Raw genomic sequence first — 16,245 nt, forward strand, 5'->3', positions numbered from 1 at the left:
ATCTCATGGCACGCTTCCAGGTCTAGAGGACCGCGGGGCAGGGACTGGCCTCCCTTGCCCCGTCTGCCCCCCTTTGCTAGGGAGCATTCCCACGGCGGAGCCTTCCGCCTTTTTTTGCGCCGCAAGGAGAAGAACATGGCCCTCAGCATCGGTATCGTCGGTCTGCCCAATGTGGGCAAATCCACCCTGTTCAACGCCCTCACCCGTGCCCAGAACGCGGCCAGCGCCAACTACCCCTTTTGCACCATCGAGCCCAACAAGGCAGTGGTGCCGGTGCCGGACTCCCGGCTCGCTGTCCTGGCAGAGCTCGTCCAGCCCCAGCAGGTGGTGCCGGCCACCGTGGATTTCGTGGACATCGCCGGCTTGGTGCGCGGCGCCAGCCAGGGCGAAGGCCTGGGCAACCAATTTCTTGCCAATATCCGCGACTGCCAGGCCATCGTGCACGTGCTGCGCTGTTTCGATGACCCGGATATCGTGCACGTGGACGGCACGGTGGATCCGGTGCGCGACGCCGAAACCATCGAGACCGAGCTCCTCCTGGCCGACCTTGCGGCCATGGAGCGCCGCGCCGAGCGCCTGGCCAAGCAGGCCAAGGGGGACAAAAAGGCCGCCGCCCAGTTGGAGACCGCCCGCCGCGTCATCCAGGCCCTGGCAGAAGGCATCCCTGCCGCCGCACTCCTTGACGACACCGCAGTGGCGCAGCTCCTGCGCGAGACCCCGCTCATCACCGCCAAGCCGGTCATCTTTGTGCTCAATGTGGATGAAGCCGGCCTGACCACGGAAACAGAGCATCAGCGCCGGGCCCGGGATTTGGCCGCCCGCCGGGGGGCTCAGGCCATTACGGTATGTGCCCGTATGGAAGAAGAGCTCGCCGGCTTGTCGCCCGAAGAGGCGGCCGAGTTTCTCGCCAGCTACGGGATCACCGAGCCCGGCCTCCACCAGGTCATCCGCGCCGGATACGCGACCCTGGGGCTCATCTCCTTTTTCACCGCCGGTCCCAAAGAGGTCCGGGCCTGGACCATACGCGAGGGCACCAAGGCCCCCCAGGCGGCAGGGGTCATCCATTCGGATTTCGAACGCGGCTTCATCCGCGCCGAGGTCATCGCCTTTGCGGACTACGTGCATCACGGCTCCGAGGCCAAATGCCGCGCCGCCGGGGTGCTCCGGGTGGAAGGCAAAGAGTACGTGGTGCGTGACGGCGACGTCATGCACTTCCTCTTCAACGTCTAAGGTGTCCCATGGAACCGCAACGCCTGGACGACATCGCCGTCATCCTGTTTCGGCCCAAGTTCTCGGAAAACGTGGGCTCCGTGGCCCGGGCCTGCGCCAACATGGGCTGCTCGCGCATCATCCTCGTGGATCCGTGGCAATGGGACCTGGAGCGCGCCCTGCCGCTGGCCACCCACCACGCCCGGCACCTGCTCGAGAGCCTGACCATCGTGCCCACGCTGCGCGAGGCGCTCATGCCCTTTTCCTTCTCCTACGCCACCACGGCCCGTCTGGGCGGCTGGCGCAAGGCCATCCTCACCCCTCGGGAGGCGGCGCCGCGCATCGTCGAAGAGCGCCGCCACGGCGGCGTGGCCCTGGTGTTCGGCCCGGAAGACCGCGGGCTCACCAACGAAGAGATCGAGATCTGCAACGCCCTGGTGACCATCCCCACGAGCACCGAGCTCACTTCCCTCAACCTGGCCCAGGCGGTGCTCGTGCTTCTCTATGAGTGTTTCCTCGCGGCCCAAGAGCGGCCCCTGCACCTTTCCCGCTATCCCAAGGACCGGGTCATCAACCACGAAGAGCAGGAGATCCTCTTTGCCACCCTGCGCGCAACCCTCATGGAGATCGACTACATCAAGCCCGACAACCCAGACTACTTCATGCTCTCCATCAAACGCTTCGTGCACCGGCTCGCCCCCCGGCGCCACGAGTTCAACCAGATCATGGGGCTGTGCCGCCAAATTCGACGGCTGGCGCGACTCACCCGCACGCAGAACGATTGACCCCGGGGCCTGTGGTCCCCTAACAGGGGGCCATCCTCTCTTCCCAAGGAGCCCCCCATGAACCCAGAATTCGCCAAACCCTTCATCAAGGCCACCAAGACCGTGCTCGCCTCCATGGCCGCCCTGGAGGTGGCCGCCGAGGCCCCGTACGTCAAAAAAGACAATATCGCCCGCGGCGATATCTCTGCAGTCATCGGCATTACCGGGGACCTGCGTGGCACCTTTTCCATCTCCTTCGACAAACCCACGGCCGTGCACGTGGTGAAGCAGATGCTCGGCGACGCCATCGAAAACATCCTCCAGGACGTGCAGGACGCGGTGGGCGAGATCTCCAACATGATCTCCGGCCAAGCCCGGGTGGGGCTGGCGGAAATGGGCGTCAAACTCCAGGGGTCCACGCCCACGGTGATCATGGGCGATGGCCACACCATTGCCCACATGAGCTCGACCAAGCCCATCGCCATCCCCTTCACCACCCAGGCAGGTACCTTTACGGTGGAGTTCTGCCTCGAGGAGTAGCATGCCTGCGGCCATCAACGACCTCGTCACCCGCCTGCTGGAAGCCGCCAGTGTCGCCCCCTCGCCGGGGACGCCGCCGGAATTCGACATCCTGGAAATGCCTCTGGAAGGGGTGGCCGCCTTTTGGCTCTCCGTGAAAAAGACCCTGGAGAGCAAGCGGCGGGAGGGGTTCCTGGCCGAGGAGGCCCGGCATACCAAGGAGCCGTACATCCGCTACCTGCTGGAGTTGGCGGCCTCGTCCTTTTCCCCGGCCGAGGCCAAAGAGCTGGCAGGCATCCGCGCCGCCACCATCCTCGAAGACCTGGGGCGCAAGTATACGCTCATGAGTATCGCCCTGTTGGGCATGGTGGCCAACGAAAACCCGCAAAAGGTCATGGTGCGGTTTTTGTCCAAGTTCCACATGCCACCCATCTTCGAGCGCCAGGTGTTCGAGGTGGCGGACCTCATGCTCCAGCACCTGGGAGACCCAGGATTCAACAAAAAAAAGTTCCTGCGCATCGACCACAAACAAAAGATCGAATCCCTCATCATCAACCTCATCTTCTACTGTAAGCTCGCGCGCAAAAGCGGAGTGGCGGCGGTACTCGAACAGCGCGAGTACCTGGCCTCTCCCTACTTCAAAGACGGCCTGGAGCTGGTGGCTGACGGCTTTGACGCGGATTTTATCAAATATCGTCTGAACCTCGTGAAGCGGGAAATCCTCGCGGCCACGGAGCGCAAAATGGCCCTGTCCGCAGCCATGATGGCCGCCATCAAGGCCGGCGTGCCCTATGCCGACCTCTACCTGCTGGCCAAGGCGTACTTGGGATAGAATATACCTCATTGATATAAAAATGTTTTTACAAAAAAATAAAAATACACTTTGATTCTCGCTATAACAATCAAGCTTTTTTTACAAAAAAAGAACAAATGCTTTGACTGCTGTCTTTTTATCAAAATATTTCAAAGATTTTTCTCTTCGGTACAGCCTCTGCATCTTGCCCCACGTACCGTAACCTGCAACGTGTGGAGGCTTGTGTATGTTCGCATATTCCATCTGTTGGCCGCGGCGGGCCATGCTCGCCGGCCTTGTGGTCCTGGGGACCCCGGCTTTGGCCCTGGCGGAAGCGCCAGAATTTTTCACCCAATCCAGCGCCAACCTGCTGTGGACCTTGATCGCCGCCATCCTGGTCATGTTCATGCAGGCCGGGTTCGCCATGGTGGAGGCGGGCTTTACCCGCGCCAAGAACGCCGGCAATATCATCATGAAGAACCTCCTGGACTTTGCCGCCGGCTCGCCGGCCTATTTTCTCGTGGGCTTTGCCTTGATGTTCGGCGCCGACGCCGCAGGCGTCTTCGGTACGTCCGGCTTTGCCCTGGCAGGCCTTGATACCACCACGCCGGAGGGCCAATGGGGGCTGACCTTCTGGTTCTTCCAATCGGTATTTGCCGCCACCAGCGCCACCATCGTCTCCGGCGCCCTGGCCGAGCGCACCCAGTTTCGCACCTATATTGTCTCCAGTCTCGTCATCTCGGCCCTCATCTATCCCATCTCCGGGCATTGGGCCTGGGGCAATCTCTGGCTTGGGGACGAAGGTGCGGGCTGGCTCGCCCAAATGGGGTTCATCGATTTTGCTGGTTCTTCCGTGGTACACTCACTGGGCGGCTGGATCGCCCTGGCCGGTGCCCTCGTCCTGGGCCCGCGCATCGGCAAATACGGCCCGGACGGTAAGGCGCGGGCCATTCCCGGGCATAGCATCCCCTTGGCAGGGCTTGGGGTCTTCATCCTCTGGTTCGGCTGGTTCGGGTTCAATCCCGGCAGCACCACCGCGGCCACGGGCGACATCGGCTTCATCGCCGTCACCACGAGCCTGGCAGCCTGCGCCGGCACCCTGGGCGCCATGATCATGGCCTGGATGCGCTTCGGCAAGCCTGATACCTCCATGACCCTCAACGGCACCCTGGCGGGGCTGGTGGCCATCACCGCCGGCTGCGCCGAGGTCTCGCCCATGGGCGCCCTTGCCATCGGCGCCATTGCGGGACTGGTGGTGGTGCCCAGCATCGAGTTTATCGACAAGACCCTGAAGATCGACGACCCGGTGGGCGCATCCTCAGTACACGGCCTGTGCGGCACGCTCGGGACCATCCTCGTGGGCTTCTTTGCCGCCCCGGGATTCGGTTCGAACACGGGACTACTCTACGGCGGCGGTGCAGGACTCCTGCTCACCCAAATCACCGGCGCCCTGGCCATTGCGGCCTGGGGCTTTGGCTGCGGCTTTATCCTCTTCAAGGTCCTGGACGCCCTCATGGGCCTGCGGGTCAGCGCGGAAGAGGAACTCAAAGGTCTCGATATCACCGAGCACGGCATGGAAGGCTACAACGGCTTCCAAATCTTCGCCAACGAATAGGAGGGCCCCATGAAACTGGTCATCGCCTACATCCGCCCGGAATGCTTGAACGCCGTGAAACAAGAGCTCTATAGCCGCAAGATCTACAACATGTCCGTGACCAACGTGCTCGGCAGCGGCCGGCAAAAGGGCTTCACCGAGACCTATCGCGGCGTGGTCATGGAAGTGAATCTGCTCAAAAAGGTGCGCCTCGAGATCGGCGTCAACGACGAGTTCGTGGAAGCCGCGGTGGAAGGCATCAGCGCCGGCGCCCGCACCGGCAAAGAAGGGGACGGCGTCATCTTCGTCGTGGAATGCGCCGCCGCCATCCGCATCCGTACCCAGGAAACCGGGCCGGCCGCCATGGGCTAGCTTGGGCACCGTCCCTCGCCATTCATTCAATCGCCCCGGTCCCCAGCGGCCGGGGCGTTTTTATGACCGCCTGGCTGTGGGCCGCGTGCGGCCTTGCGCTTCCGGGTTTCTGCCGGTATGGTTGCTCCGTCTCTCATTGCATGGAGGAGCGATGCGCATCACCTGTCCCAATTGTGGCTTTTCCCGCCATATGCCGCCGGAAAAACTCCCCAAGCGTCCGGTACGAGCCACCTGTCCCCAGTGCAGCCACAAATTCCCCTTTACCCCGCCCATGGCCACGGACTCCGCCCCCCAAGCGCCGGCGCCGCAAGAACCGGTGCCTCCCATGGCCGCAGAAAAGCCACCAATCCGGGAAGACCGCGCAGCCCCCCCAACCCCTCCTGCGGACGAGAGTACTCCGGATACCGACCTCTGGGAGGCCCTGCACGCCCTGCGCCCCGACGAACCCACCAAGCCCCAGACCGCCAGAGATCCCGAAGACCATCTGGGGGAGGAACCGGAAGGCGAATCAGAACTCCTGCCACCCGAAGTCCCCGAGCCTCTGCCGCCGGCCTGGGAGACCGCAACCACTGCGCCGTTTGCCGCCTACCTGTCCACCCTTTGGGCGATCCTTGTCTCGCCGGTGCGCTTCTTCCGTACCCTACCGGTGGGAGCCGGCTACATCAAGCCGCTGCTCTTCTTCCTCATCCTCGCTGAGGCCGTGGCCATCGCCCAGGCCCTGTGGCAGCTTTTGGGCATCCTGCCGCCAGCGCCGCTCACCGAAGGGCTTGGCCATACCGCCCAGGCCACCGTGGCCTTGCTGCTCTATCCGCTCCAGATCAGCTTCTTCCTCTTCATGGACACGGTGGTCAACCACTTCTTCCTCCAGCTTTTCCGCGGCGCCCACAAAGGCTTGGAAGGCACCTTCCGCGCCCAGGCGTACAGCGCCGCGCCCATGCTCCTGCTGGTGGTGCCGTATTTGGGCCTGCCCATGGCCATCGTGGCCACCACGGTGTACAAATTCCTCGCCCTGCGCCATGTGCACGGCGCCCGTCCGTCCCAGGTGCTCGGCGCCCTGGTGGTCCCCATGGTGCTCATGTTCGCCGTGGCCATTGGGCTCACCTGGGTCATGGGGACTGCGGTATGAGCTGGAAGACCTTCCTTGCCCGTTTGTTTGGCGGCCGCAGTACGCCCCCCGCGCCAGCCACGCCGCCGTCGCTGCCGGCCCTGCTCCATGAAATCGGCCAGGTGCTCGACAACCTGGCGCGCATGCCCCACCCAGACCCATCGGTGCCGCGCCGCCTCAAGCGTATCCGCCAAGAACTCGCCGACCTGGAAGCAGGCTGCCGGGCCCCGGCCCAACCACTGGACGCCGTGCCCGCCCCCCCGCCCACGCACCGGCTGCAGTAACGCCCCTGCCCACCAAGGCCCAAGAGGCAGGGCCCGAGCTTCACCAACGCAGCGGCTCTTAGAGAGGCGTGCGGGAAGTTTTCTGTTGCAAGCGCTCCATCAGGCATGACAGGCAGTCACCGGACATGGATGAAGATAGTTCTCAAAGGGAACCGCGCATGCGTCACAAACTCCCCATCGGCATTCAAAGTTTTGCCCAAATTCGTCATGAAGGGTTCTACTACGTCGACAAAACGCCCTTTATTGCGCAGCTGGCCACAGGAAAATTTTACTTCCTTTCCCGGCCACGACGCTTTGGCAAATCGCTGCTCCTCGACACCATTGCCGAAGCCTTCGCAGGAAACCGCACGCTCTTCACTGCAGATACAAATCACCACAGACCGGCCCTTTATCTTGCGGACCATTGGGATTGGGAGAGACGCTTTGCGGTGATTCGACTCTCCTTTGCCATCGGACCGCTCGCCACACAGAGCGAGCTCGAAGAATACATCCACTACCAACTGACCACCAATGCCGCCCGCCTCAAGGTGGAGATCGACCCGCCCGCGGCTCTCTCCCTCGATCTCCGCCTGGCCCAGCTCATTACCCGCGCCGCCGAGATATATGCAATGCCTGCGGTGGTCCTGGTGGACGAGTACGACAAGCCTATCCTCGACCACATCACCAACATTGAACTCGCCTCCGAAATGCGGGAGACGCTCAAAAGGCTCTATAGCGTACTCAAAGATACGAGCGCTGCTCTGCGCTTCGTCCTGCTTACTGGGGTAAGCAAATTCAGCCAGGTTTCCATATTTTCCGGACTCAACAACCTGCGCGATATCACCATTTCCGAAGAATTCGGAGCCATCTGCGGCTATAGCGACGCTGATCTCGACACTATCTTTGCCCCAGAATTCGAAGCAGCCGCAGCCGCGGGCCGACCCTTGGACCGAGATCTCGTGCGCCAATGGTACAACGGCTATTGGTGGGGCGGACCGCAACGAATGTACAACCCCTACGACGTGCTTTTGATGTTCGCGGAGCGCCAATTCCGCCCCTGGTGGTTTGAGACCTCGACGCCGACTTTCCTCATCGAACTCCTCAAGACGCGGCGTTTTTTCACCCCCAAGCTGGCCCAAATGCGGGTCACGCCCACCGTTTTGGGGAGCTTCGACGTGGATCATATTCGGCCTGAAGCCCTCCTCTGGCAAACAGGCTACCTCACCATCAAAGGAGTCCAACGCCAAGGGGCCCTGCCTTTTTTCGAACTCGGGGTGCCGAATCTGGAAGTCAGCGCCGCATTGAATGACTCGCTCCTAGAAGTCCTGGTACCCCATCGCGACACCGAAGCCACCATCGCCCTCGTGCATGCCCTCGCTGCCGGGGATGCCGACGCAGTCCATGCTGAATTGGTGCGCCTCTTCGAGCGCATCCCCTACGACTGGCCCCTGGCCGCCGGCGACTACGAAGGCTACTACGCCAGCGTCTTTTTCAGCTTTTTGGCCAGTACCGGCGCAGAGCTCACGCCGGAGTCCCATAGCCGGGAAGGACGTGTCGATCTCGTGGCCAAGATGCAACACACCGTGTGGATTTTCGAATTCAAAGTGATCTCCGGGGAGAGCCCCACTGGCGAGGCACTGCGCCAAATCCAACAACGCCACTATGCCGCCCCGTACCGCAATGCACCCGGCGTGCATCGGGTCATCGAAGTGGGCGTGGAGTTCAGCAAAACCAAACACCAGATCATCGGCTGGGAGGTGGCCGCAGCGTAACTCATGGCGCGGCAAGCGCCCTCAGACAAGGCCAAAAAACGCGGCGCTTCACCCAAGTGGGAAAAGCGCCGCAACTACTCTGTGTGGTTTGGCGGTTACGACACCACGCTTCCCGGCGGCACCGGACTTGTGGGGGAAAGCAGGGCAAGGCCGTCTTTGGTCTTCACCGCCAAGATCATCCCTTGGGACACTTGCCCGCGCAGCTTGCGCGGCTTGAGGTTGGCCACGAACACCACCTGGCGGCCGAGCAAATCGGCGGGTTTCCAGCTCTCGGCAATGCCGGCCACCACCTGCCGGGGCTCGGTGCCGCCGTCGTCCAGGCGCACCAAGAGCAGACGGTCCGCCTGAGGATGGGGCAGGGCCTCCACCACGGTGCCCACACGCAGGTCCAATTGGCTGAAGACCTCGAAGTCCACGGCTTCCTTGGTGGGGGCTGCGGTCTTGGGCTCAGGCTTGGGCGCTGCAACCACCTCCTTGCGCGGGAAGAGGTTGGAGCTCGCCGCCACCGGGGTGCCGGGCTGCAGCCCAAACCACGACGAAGTCTCGCCTTCCAGGTCCACGGCGGCAAGATCCCATTTCCATCCCAGCTGCTCCAGCATGGCCTCGGAGAGCGACGGCATCACCGGCCACAGGTGCAAGGCCACCTTCCGCATCCCCTCCAGCACCACATAGAGCACAGTATTCAATCGGATGGTTTCACCCGCCTTGAACAGGGCCCAGGGCGCGCTTTTGTCGATGTATTTGTTGAGGTGCCGCACCAGCTCCCACAAGGAGGCCACGGCCCGAGAAAAATGGAAGTGCTGGAACTGGCCCTGGAAGTTGGCCAGGGCATTATGACCGATGCTCAGCACCTCGCGGTCCAGTTCGGTGAGTTCCCCACACTCGGGCACCCGGCCCCCACAGTACTTGTGGGTCATGGTCAGGGTGCGGGAAAAAAGATTCCCGAGGTCATTGGCCAGGTCGGCGTTGAAGCGCTGCACCAGCGCCTCCTCGGTGAACGAAGCGTCCTGGCCGAAACTCATCTCCGCCAAAAGGAAGTAGCGGAAGGCCGCCACCCCATAGCGCTGGGCCATATCCAAGGGCGCCACCACGTTGCCAAGGCTCTTGGACATCTTGGTCTCGCCCACGGTCCAGTAGCCATGCACCCGCAAGCCTTTGTAGAGCGGCAGGCCCGCAGCCATCAGCATGGTCGGCCAGAAGATGGCGTGCGGTTTGAGGATGTCCTTGGCCACGATATGGTGGGCGCCGGACCAGAACTTCCGGAAACGATCGTCCCCGGGATACCCCAGGGCGGAGATGTAGTTGATGAGGGCATCAAACCACACGTAGGTGACAAAGTCCGTGTCAAAGGGGAGATCGATCCCCCAAGTGAGCCGCGTCTTGGGGCGGGAGATGCACAAATCACCGAGATCCTCGCGCAGCATGGCAAGGACTTCGTTGCGATAGCGCTCAGGCTGGATGAATTCGGGATGCTCTTCGATATGGCGCCGGAGCGCATCGAGATACCGTGACATGCGGAAAAAGTAGTTTTTTTCCTTGATGCGTGTGGGCTCTACCTGGTGGTCGGGGCATTTGCCATCCACCAGCTCCTTTTCGGTATAGAAGCGCTCACAGCCATAGCAATACAGGCCTTCATACTCCGCAAAATAGATGTCACCACTGTCGTACACCTTTTGGAGCACATACTGCACACACGCTTTGTGGCGTTCCATGGTGGTGCGGATGAAGTCGTCGTTCTCGATTTCGAGATGCGGCCATAACTCCTGAAAACTACTACTAATATCATCCACATAGCGCTGCACGTCCATCTGGGCCTTTTGGGCCGCCTGGACGATCTTGTCGCCATGCTCATCGGTGCCGGTGAGGAAAAACACGGTATCGCCGGCCAGCTTATGGAAGCGGGCGATGCTGTCGGCCACAATGGTCGAGTAGGCATGCCCCAAATGGGGCCGGGCGTTGACGTAGTAAATGGGAGTGGAGACAAAGAAGTATTTCACGATGCAACTCTCTTGGACTTGGGGGATTTCTTCGCAAGACGCTTTCCCTGGCGCGGAGAACGAGGCCCTGAAGGCACGGCGGCCGCAGACGGCTGGGAGTCCGACGCGCTCGGCTGCGACGGGGCAGCAGGACGCTCGCTTGCCCGCTCCCCATTTGCCCCACGCTCATCGGGCAATACCAGCGTCGGCCACTCTTCCAAGGGAATATCCAGTTCGTCGCCCTCGTCGGTCAGCACCGTTACCGTGTCCCGAAACATGTTGGCGCGCAGGGTCTTCACCAAACCATGGATGGTATAGTAGCGACGGCCGATCTTGGGCAGTCGCCGTTGAAATTCGGCGTAGTTTTCCGTCTCATAGGCCAGGCAGCAGAGCAGACGGCCGCAGGCCCCGGAGATCTTGGCGGGGTTGAGGAACAAATTCTGATCCTTGGCCATCTTGATGGTCACCGGTTCAAAGCGGCGTAAAAACCGTCGGCAGCAGCACACCATGCCGCAATTGCCCAGGGCGCCCAGCATCTGGGTCTCGTGGCGCACACCAATCTGCCGCAGTTCGATGCGGGTGCGGAAGGTACGCACCAGGTCCTTCACCAGCTCCCGGAAATCCACCCGGCCAGGGGCCGTGAAGTAAAAGAGCATCTTGCTGCGATCAAAGCTCACCTCCACATCCACCAGCTTCATCTCCAGCCCCAGGCGGGCGATGGCCTGCTGGCAGATGGCCTTGGCCTCCACCGCGTGCTGCTGGTTTTCGGCCACGGTCTGGAAGTCTTCCTGGGTGGCCGGCCGGTAGATGGGCTTCACCTGGGCAGGATCCAGGCCCGGCGGCAGTTCATCCTTGATGATGACGATCTGGCCAAAGCCGATGCCTTCCTCGGTCTTCACCAAGACCCAGTCGTGCACCGCCAGCACAAAAGGGGCGGAGGAAAAATAATAGATCATGCCCCCACGCTTGAAGGCCACACCCAAGTACCGTCCCATGGTCTCTTCCGTCATACGAGCCCCAAACGCCGCGCGATTTCCTGCGCCGCCCGCCGCCCTGCGCCCATGGCCAAGACCACGGTGGCCGCACCGGTAACGATATCGCCGCCGGCAAAGACCATGGGGATGGAGGTCTCCCCGGTTTCGGGATCGGTCACGATGTATCCCCAACGGTTCCGCGCCAGTTCTGGCGTGGCGCGCAGCAGCACCGGATTGGGCCCGGTGCCGATGCCAATGATGCACAGGTCCGTGGGGAGGACTTCCGTGGTCCCGGTGGGGATGGGACGACGGCGCCCCGAGTCGTCCGGCTCACCCAAAACCATGTGCTCCACCCGCAGACCCGCAAGCCAGCCCTTGCCGTCGCCCTCGAAGGCTACCGGGGCCACGAGCTCGCGCACCCGCACCCCTTCTTCCACGGCATGTTCGAGCTCTTCCTGGCGGCAGGGCATCTCGGCCTGGGTACGGCGATAGACGATGGTGACCTCCAAGGCGCCCAGACGCAGGGCAGTGCGGGCCGCGTCCATGGCCACGTTGCCGCCGCCGATGACCGTCACCCGCCGCCCCTGGGGCAAAGGGGTATCGGCCCGGGGAAATTCGTAGGCGCGCATGAGATTGACCCGGGTCAGGTACTCGTTGGCGCTGTACACCCCAAGCAGGCTCTCCCCCGGGATTCCGGGAAATTGCGGCAGTCCCGCGCCGGTACCCACAAAAACCGCTTGGTAGCCCCTCTCCAAGAGGGCGCGCAAACCGATGGTCTGGCCCACCACCCAATTGGTGCGGAACTCCACACCCAGACGGCGCAAATGTTCCACCTCCGTGGCCACGATACGCTTGGGCAGCCGAAACTCCGGGATCCCGTACACCAAGACCCCGCCGATCTCATGCAGTCCCTCGAACACCGTCACCTGCGCCCCCAGGGCGGCGAGCAGCCCAGCCGCCGTGAGACTGCTGGGCCCGGAGCCCACACACGCCACCCGGACATCCCTTTGGGGCATGCGGCAATGGCTCGCCGCGGCGATGGCCGAGGCGCAGGCATCCGAGGTATAGTAGGCGTCGGCCACAAAGCGCTCCAGCCGGCCAATGGCGATGGGCTCGCCCGTGGGGGCGAGTTTGCACGCCCGCTCGCATTGCTTCTCCTGCGGGCATACCCGGCCGCACACCGCAGGCAGGCTGTTGGTGTGCCGGATGACCGCAAAAGCGCCTTCCACGTCCCCTTGGGCAAGGTGGGCGATAAAGCCCTTGCAATCCACCTCCACCGGGCACCCCGACTGGCAGGTGGGCTTTGTGCACTGCAAACAGCGACTGGCCTCGGCCATGGCCTGTTCGCGGGTGTAGCCCAAGGCCACCTCGTGGAAATTGCCCCGCCGCACCAAAGGGTCCTGCATGGGCATGGGGACGCGCGGACGGATCTTCCCTCTAGCCATGACAAACCCCCAAGCATCCGTAGCTTTGACGCTCCTGGGGAACGAAGGCCGTCAGCCGGGCCGCCAACTCGTCGAAGTCCACGGCATGCCCATCGAACTCCGGCCCATCCACGCAGGCAAAGCGGATCTCGCCGCCCACCCGCACCCGGCAGGCCCCGCACATGCCCATGCCATCCACCATGATGGAATTGAGGCTGACCACGGTCTTGATGCCCAAGGGCCGGGTGAGTTCGGCCACGGCGCGCATCATGGGCACCGGGCCCACCGCCACCACCTCGGCCACATCGGGATGAATCGCGAGATGCCGCCGCAAGGCATCGGTCACCAGCCCCCGCACCCCGCGGGAGCCGTCGTTGGTGGCCACCAGCACCTCGTGGCAGAAGCGGCCGAGTTCTTCCTCGAAGAGGAGGAGATCCGCCGAGCGCGCGCCGATGACCGCCGTGACCTGGTTGCCCACCTGGGCGTGCCCCTTGGCGATGTGATGCATGGCGGCGATGCCGGTTCCCCCGCCCACACACACCACCTTGCCCACGCGCACCAGATGCGTGGCCTGCCCCAGCGGGCCGCACACGTCGAGGATTTCCTCGCCTTCCGAGAGCTGCGCCAACCGGGCGGTGGTGGTGCCCACCACCAAGAACACGATGGTGATGGTGCCTGCCGCTGCGTCCGCATCGGCAATGGTGAGCGGGATGCGCTCGCCCATGGGGTGCACGCGCAGGATGACGAAGTGTCCCGGCCGCGCGGCAGCGGCAATGGCTGGGGCATGGAGCACCATCTCCACCGTCTGCCCAGGGATGATGTCGCGACGATGTACAATGCGCGTCATGCCGCCTCTCCGGTAACGATGCGGCGCAGGGTCGCCAAGGCCTCCGGGATCCCTTGCGGCTGAGCACCGCCCGCCTGGGCGAGATCCGGCCGGCCACCGCCGCCGCCGCCCACGGCCGCGGCCATGGCCTTGATGAGGGCCGGGGCCGTAAACCGGCCATGGAGGTCCTTGGATACGGAGACCACCAGGCCCGCCTTGCCGCCGAGGTCTGCCGCCAAGGCCAAGACCCCGCTTGGGATGCGGGAGCGCAGATCATCCATGAGCGCACGCAAGGCGTCCATGTCTGCGGCCTCCACCTGGCGGGCGAGCAGCGGTACTCCGGCCACGACCTCGGGGGTGAGGTCGGCGCAGCTGCTCTTGGCGGCCTCGGCACGCAGGCGGGCCACTTCCTTCTCCAGGGCCTTGGCTTCCTCGCGCAGGGCCGTCACTTTGCGGCCCAACTCACCCGGGGCGGCCTTGAGGAGTCCGGCCACCGCTTCCACCTCGCTCCGGTAGGCCTGCAAATGGCGCAGCGCCCCCCAGCCGGAGAGGGCCTCGATGCGCCGCACGCCCGCGGCAATGCCGGTTTCCGAAACGATGCAGAAACACCCGGCCTGACCGGTGCGCTGCAGATGGGTGCCGCCGCACAGCTCCATGGATTCGCCCGGTACCTCCACCACCCGGACCTCGGCGCCATATTTTTCCCCGAACAAGGCCATGGCGCCCCGGGCCATGGCTTCTTCCTGGGCCATGACCGTGACGCACACCGGCGTATCCGCCAAAATGGCTCGGTTCACCTCATCTTCCACCCGCGCCACCTCTTCCGGGGTCAGGGGTGCACCATGCTTGAAGTCAAAACGCAGCCGCTCCGGAGTCACCAGCGAGCCCGCCTGGGTGACGTGCTCGCCCAGCACCCGGCGCAGGGCGGCGTGGAGCAAATGGGTGCAGGTATGGTTGCGGGCCGTGGCCAGGCGTACCCCCTCTTCCACGGCCAGAGCAATCTCCTGGTCCGCCAGGACCTCGCCCTGCACCACCTCCACCTTGTGGACGATGAGACCGGGGCTCGGCTTTTGGGCGTCCAGCACGCGCAGGGCGCCGGTGACGGTCTCCGCGCGGCCCGTGTCGCCCACCTGGCCGCCGGACTCCCCGTAGAAGGGGGTGCGCGCCGTTACCACGTAGCCGGTCTCGCCCTGGGCAAGGCGCGTGCACGGGGCGCCGTCCGCATCCAGAAGCGCGGTTATCCGGCTGCGGACGCGCAAGGTCTCGTCGCCCACGAAGGAAGATTCCAGGCCTGCGGCGGTAAGGGCGGCAAAACGCTGTGCCAGACCTTTGTCGCCGGAACCGGCCCAGGCCTCCTTGGACTGGCGCTTCTGGGCCGCCATCAGGGCCTGAAAGCCCGCCTCATCCACGGCAAAACCACCTTTGCCGGCCACGTCGTTCACGATGTCCAGGGGAAAGCCATAGGTGTCATAGAGCTTGAACACCACTTCTCCCGGCAAAGTGCCGCCCGCAGGAAGCGTGGCCAGGGCCTCTTCCAAGAGGGCGAGCCCCCGATCCAAGGTCTGGCCGAAGCGCTCTTCTTCCTGGCGCACGGCGCGCACGAGAAAATCCCGCGCGGCCACGAGCTCGGGGTAGACATCGCCCATCTCCTCCACCACCTGGGCACAGGCGGTATGCAGAAAAGGCTCGCTAAAGCCCAACAGCCGACCGAAGCGGAAGGCGCGGCGGATGAGCCGGCGCAACACGTAGCCACGGCCCTCGTTGGAAGGCAGCATGCCGTCAGCAAGCAGAAAGGCGATGGCGCGGCTATGATCCGCGATGACCCGCAAGGCCGTGTCCGTGTCTTCCGCCGCGCCATACGTCACGTGCGCCTTGGCGGCCATGGCGCGGATAAGCCCCTGGAAGAGATCGGAGTCGAAATTGGAGCGCTTGCCCTGGCACACGGCGGTGATGCGCTCCAGACCCATGCCGGTATCGATGCTCGGGCGCGGCAGCGGTGTCAGCGTGCCGTCGGCGCTGCGCTCGTACTGCATGAACACCAGGTTCCAGATCTCAAGGAAGCGGTCGCAATCGCAGCGGCCAATGCCGCAGTCCGGACCGCAGGCCATGTCCGCGCCCTGATCCACATGGATCTCCGAGCACGGGCCGCACGGACCGGTGTCGCCCATGGCCCAGAAATTGTCCTTCTCGCCCAGGCGGTAGATGCGCTCTGCCGGCACCCCGGCCACCTCCTGCCACAGGGCCGCGGCCTCGTCGTCGTCGCGGAACACGGTGATGTAGAGCCGGTCTCTGTCCAGCCCCAGTTCCTCGGTGACAAAGCTCCAGGCCATGGCAATGGCCTCGCGCTTGAAGTAGTCGCCAAAGCTGAAGTTGCCGAGCATCTCGAAGAAGGTGTGGTGCCGGGCCGTGCGGCCGACGTTTTCCAGGTCGTTGTGCTTGCCGCCCACCCGCAGGCACTTCTGGGACGTGGTGGCCCGGGAGTAGGGACGCTTTTCCAGGCCCAAAAACACCTTCTTGAACTGCACCATGCCGGCATTGGTGAAGAGCAGCGTGGGGTCGTCCTGGGGGATGAGCGAAGAACTCGGCTCCACGCTATGGCCGTGCCTGGCAAAAAAATCCAAAAATTTCTGACGAATATCCTTTGATGTGAACAC

At 63.6% G+C, this 16,245-nt stretch carries 14 protein-coding genes; 9 read left to right on the plus strand and 5 right to left on the minus strand.

Annotated features, from left to right (window positions below):
• The first annotated feature begins 135 nt into the window (after positions 1 to 135).
• From ychF to QMF81_RS01615, 9 genes are all read left to right on the plus strand, one after another.
• Positions 136 to 1,230 (plus strand): redox-regulated ATPase YchF, encoded by a 1,095-nt coding sequence (ychF, locus tag QMF81_RS01575; RefSeq protein WP_281751365.1) that lies wholly within the window; start codon positions 136 to 138, stop codon positions 1,228 to 1,230.
• A gap of 8 nt (positions 1,231 to 1,238) precedes the next feature.
• The gene (locus QMF81_RS01580; RefSeq protein ID WP_281751368.1) at positions 1,239 to 1,994 is read left to right on the plus strand and encodes an RNA methyltransferase; all 756 of its coding nucleotides are present in this window, start codon (positions 1,239 to 1,241) and stop codon (positions 1,992 to 1,994) included.
• 57 nt (positions 1,995 to 2,051) lie between these two features.
• The gene (locus tag QMF81_RS01585) at positions 2,052 to 2,513 is read left to right on the plus strand and encodes a chemotaxis protein CheX (RefSeq protein WP_281751370.1); all 462 of its coding nucleotides are present in this window, start codon (positions 2,052 to 2,054) and stop codon (positions 2,511 to 2,513) included.
• A gap of 1 nt (position 2,514) precedes the next feature.
• Complete coding sequence (locus QMF81_RS01590; RefSeq protein WP_281751371.1) at positions 2,515 to 3,324, plus strand: hypothetical protein; 810 nt, start codon at positions 2,515 to 2,517, stop codon at positions 3,322 to 3,324.
• A gap of 208 nt (positions 3,325 to 3,532) precedes the next feature.
• Positions 3,533 to 4,900, plus strand: coding sequence for an ammonium transporter (locus QMF81_RS01595; protein ID WP_281751373.1), 1,368 nt, complete (start codon positions 3,533 to 3,535; stop codon positions 4,898 to 4,900).
• A gap of 9 nt (positions 4,901 to 4,909) precedes the next feature.
• A complete protein-coding gene (locus QMF81_RS01600) occupies positions 4,910 to 5,251 on the plus strand; it encodes a P-II family nitrogen regulator (RefSeq protein ID WP_281751376.1) in 342 nt (113 codons plus the stop codon).
• A gap of 151 nt (positions 5,252 to 5,402) precedes the next feature.
• Positions 5,403 to 6,377 (plus strand): zinc-ribbon domain-containing protein, encoded by a 975-nt coding sequence (locus QMF81_RS01605; RefSeq protein ID WP_281751378.1) that lies wholly within the window; start codon positions 5,403 to 5,405, stop codon positions 6,375 to 6,377.
• Positions 6,374 to 6,640 carry a hypothetical protein gene (locus QMF81_RS01610; RefSeq protein ID WP_281751380.1) on the plus strand — a complete coding sequence of 89 codons (267 nt, stop codon included), beginning with the start codon at positions 6,374 to 6,376 and terminating at the stop codon, positions 6,638 to 6,640. The genes QMF81_RS01605 and QMF81_RS01610 overlap by 4 nt, the downstream gene beginning before the upstream one ends.
• A gap of 158 nt (positions 6,641 to 6,798) precedes the next feature.
• The gene (locus tag QMF81_RS01615) at positions 6,799 to 8,391 is read left to right on the plus strand and encodes an ATP-binding protein (protein WP_281751382.1); all 1,593 of its coding nucleotides are present in this window, start codon (positions 6,799 to 6,801) and stop codon (positions 8,389 to 8,391) included.
• A gap of 95 nt (positions 8,392 to 8,486) precedes the next feature.
• Here the strand turns inward: QMF81_RS01615 and metG are convergent, their stop codons facing one another.
• The 5 genes from metG to alaS are packed head-to-tail and all read right to left on the minus strand — an operon-like array spanning position 8,487 to position 16,245.
• Positions 8,487 to 10,388 carry a methionine--tRNA ligase gene (gene metG / locus QMF81_RS01620; protein WP_281751384.1) on the minus strand — a complete coding sequence of 634 codons (1,902 nt, stop codon included), beginning with the start codon at positions 10,386 to 10,388 and terminating at the stop codon, positions 8,487 to 8,489.
• Positions 10,385 to 11,377, minus strand: a complete 993-nt coding sequence (gene ricT / locus QMF81_RS01625) for a regulatory iron-sulfur-containing complex subunit RicT (RefSeq protein ID WP_281751386.1) — start codon at positions 11,375 to 11,377, stop codon at positions 10,385 to 10,387. Before ricT ends, metG begins: the two co-directional genes overlap by 4 nt.
• Positions 11,374 to 12,786, minus strand: a complete 1,413-nt coding sequence (gltA, locus tag QMF81_RS01630) for an NADPH-dependent glutamate synthase (protein WP_281751388.1) — start codon at positions 12,784 to 12,786, stop codon at positions 11,374 to 11,376. Before gltA ends, ricT begins: the two co-directional genes overlap by 4 nt.
• Positions 12,779 to 13,612 carry a sulfide/dihydroorotate dehydrogenase-like FAD/NAD-binding protein gene (locus tag QMF81_RS01635; protein ID WP_281751390.1) on the minus strand — a complete coding sequence of 278 codons (834 nt, stop codon included), beginning with the start codon at positions 13,610 to 13,612 and terminating at the stop codon, positions 12,779 to 12,781. The genes gltA and QMF81_RS01635 overlap by 8 nt, the downstream gene beginning before the upstream one ends.
• Positions 13,609 to 16,245 (minus strand): alanine--tRNA ligase, encoded by a 2,637-nt coding sequence (alaS, locus tag QMF81_RS01640; protein ID WP_281751392.1) that lies wholly within the window; start codon positions 16,243 to 16,245, stop codon positions 13,609 to 13,611. The genes QMF81_RS01635 and alaS overlap by 4 nt, the downstream gene beginning before the upstream one ends.

Source organism: Thermodesulfomicrobium sp. WS, assembly GCF_027925145.1.
Classification (GTDB): domain Bacteria; phylum Desulfobacterota; class Desulfovibrionia; order Desulfovibrionales; family Desulfomicrobiaceae; genus Thermodesulfomicrobium.

Coding starts and splice junctions, on each gene's coding strand:
- ricT (WP_281751386.1), bottom strand. CDS start 11,377: ATGACGGAAGAGACCATGGGACGGTACTTGGGTGTGGCCTTCAAGCGT.
- QMF81_RS01615 (WP_281751382.1), top strand. CDS start 6,799: ATGCGTCACAAACTCCCCATCGGCATTCAAAGTTTTGCCCAAATTCGT.
- QMF81_RS01600 (WP_281751376.1), top strand. CDS start 4,910: ATGAAACTGGTCATCGCCTACATCCGCCCGGAATGCTTGAACGCCGTG.
- gltA (WP_281751388.1), bottom strand. CDS start 12,786: ATGGCTAGAGGGAAGATCCGTCCGCGCGTCCCCATGCCCATGCAGGAC.
- ychF (WP_281751365.1), top strand. CDS start 136: ATGGCCCTCAGCATCGGTATCGTCGGTCTGCCCAATGTGGGCAAATCC.
- QMF81_RS01595 (WP_281751373.1), top strand. CDS start 3,533: ATGTTCGCATATTCCATCTGTTGGCCGCGGCGGGCCATGCTCGCCGGC.
- QMF81_RS01585 (WP_281751370.1), top strand. CDS start 2,052: ATGAACCCAGAATTCGCCAAACCCTTCATCAAGGCCACCAAGACCGTG.
- QMF81_RS01605 (WP_281751378.1), top strand. CDS start 5,403: ATGCGCATCACCTGTCCCAATTGTGGCTTTTCCCGCCATATGCCGCCG.
- QMF81_RS01590 (WP_281751371.1), top strand. CDS start 2,515: ATGCCTGCGGCCATCAACGACCTCGTCACCCGCCTGCTGGAAGCCGCC.
- QMF81_RS01610 (WP_281751380.1), top strand. CDS start 6,374: ATGAGCTGGAAGACCTTCCTTGCCCGTTTGTTTGGCGGCCGCAGTACG.
- QMF81_RS01635 (WP_281751390.1), bottom strand. CDS start 13,612: ATGACGCGCATTGTACATCGTCGCGACATCATCCCTGGGCAGACGGTG.
- QMF81_RS01580 (WP_281751368.1), top strand. CDS start 1,239: ATGGAACCGCAACGCCTGGACGACATCGCCGTCATCCTGTTTCGGCCC.